Below are 1,447 nucleotides of genomic sequence, written 5' to 3' on the forward strand. Positions count from 1 at the left end.
CCGACACCCAGCGCTACTTCGCCTTCGCCTCAATGGTCATCGCCGTTCCAACCGGGGTGAAGGTGTTTTCGTGGCTGGCGACCATGTGGGGAGGATCGATCGAGTTCAAGACGCCGATGCTGTGGGCTCTCGGCTTCGTCCTGCTCTTCACCATTGGCGGCGTCACCGGGATCATGGTCGCCAGCCCCGGCATCGACCGCTCGTTCCACGACACCTATTTTGTGATCGCCCACTTCCACTATGTGCTGTCTTTGGGCGCGGTCTTCGCCATCTTCGCCGGCTTCTATTACTGGTTCCCGAAGATGACCGGCTACATGTATAGCGAAACGCTGGGCAAGCTGCATTTCTGGCTGATGTTCATCGGCGTCAACCTCGTCTTCTTCCCGCAGCATTTCCTCGGAATGGCCGGCATGCCGCGACGCTACGCGGACTACCCCGATGCTTTCGCCGGCTGGAATTTCGTGTCGTCGATCGGGTCCTACATATCAACGGCCGGACTTGTCGTCTTCTTCATCACGGTGGCGGAAGCTTTCAGCCGCAGACGCCAGGCCAGCGCCAATCCATGGGGCGAAGGGGCGACCACGCTCGAATGGCAACTGCCATCGCCGCCGCCCTTCCATCAGTGGGAGAAGCTGCCGCGCATTGTCTAGCTTCGCCTCCTGTTCCAAATCGACGCCTGCTGTCGCGTCGACATCTTGTCGGGAGAACGTCATGAACGAAACCACAGATCCAAACAACCACATCCTGCTCGTGGGGATCATCGCGTTTTATTGGGCATTGCTGAGCAGTTGGGGCCAAACTCAGCCGCGCCCAGGCAACGACAAGGCCAAACGGGACGATGCGCCGGCGGACCAACTGACCGGCAATGACGAACGCACGCCCTCCGCCGACACCTCCTTGGATGGGATTCGAAAGATCGAACCGGATTTCGACGTCGCCGCGTTTCTGGCTGGCGCCAAGACAGCCTATGAAATTATCCTGCGGGCCTATGCGGACAGTGACATCCAGACGTTGAAGCGCCTTGTCGGGCCGGAAGTGCTTGATACCTTCGAGCGAGCGATTGCCGGACGCCGGGATCGCGAGGAGACGCTGCAACTCACCTTCATCGGCATCAGCGAAGCAAAGGTGGTCGATACTCTCGAGGAGGAAGGTACCGCTGAGGTTGTTGTTCGGTACGTTTCCGACGTCGTCAGCGTCACACGCTCGGCCAACGATGCGATCGTCGCCGGCGATCCCCGGCAGCTTGTCGAGGTGATCGATACGTGGACGTTCGCCTGTGAAACCCGGTCAACGAAGCGGAATTGGATGTTAATCGCCACGGAAGGCGAATAACAAGTATGTTTTCGTCCGATAAGCCTGCCTGACATCCGAGACCATGCTTTGCGAGAGATCGTCCATGCGGTCGATCTCCCGCGTTGCCGATGTGTCGATCAACATGGTTTCGAAG

2 protein-coding genes are annotated in these 1,447 nt (G+C 58.9%); both read left to right on the forward strand.

From position 1 onward, the window contains the following. On the forward strand, window positions 1-650 hold a 650-nt coding region (locus tag EN935_RS35810), incomplete at its 5' end, for a cbb3-type cytochrome c oxidase subunit I (RefSeq protein ID WP_206534661.1). 61 nt (window positions 651-711) lie between these two features. Then, complete coding sequence (locus tag EN935_RS35815; RefSeq protein WP_127374217.1) at window positions 712-1,332, forward strand: Tim44/TimA family putative adaptor protein; 621 nt, start codon at window positions 712-714, stop codon at window positions 1,330-1,332. The last annotated feature ends 115 nt before the right edge of the window (window positions 1,333-1,447 follow it).

It is taken from the genome of Mesorhizobium sp. M7D.F.Ca.US.004.03.1.1, from assembly GCF_003998635.1.
Classification (GTDB): Bacteria; Pseudomonadota; Alphaproteobacteria; order Rhizobiales; family Rhizobiaceae; genus Mesorhizobium; species Mesorhizobium loti.

Excerpts from the sequence above, each read along its gene's own strand:
- EN935_RS35815 (WP_127374217.1), top strand. The coding sequence starts at position 712 with ATGAACGAAACCACAGATCCAAACAACCACATCCTGCTCGTGGGGATC.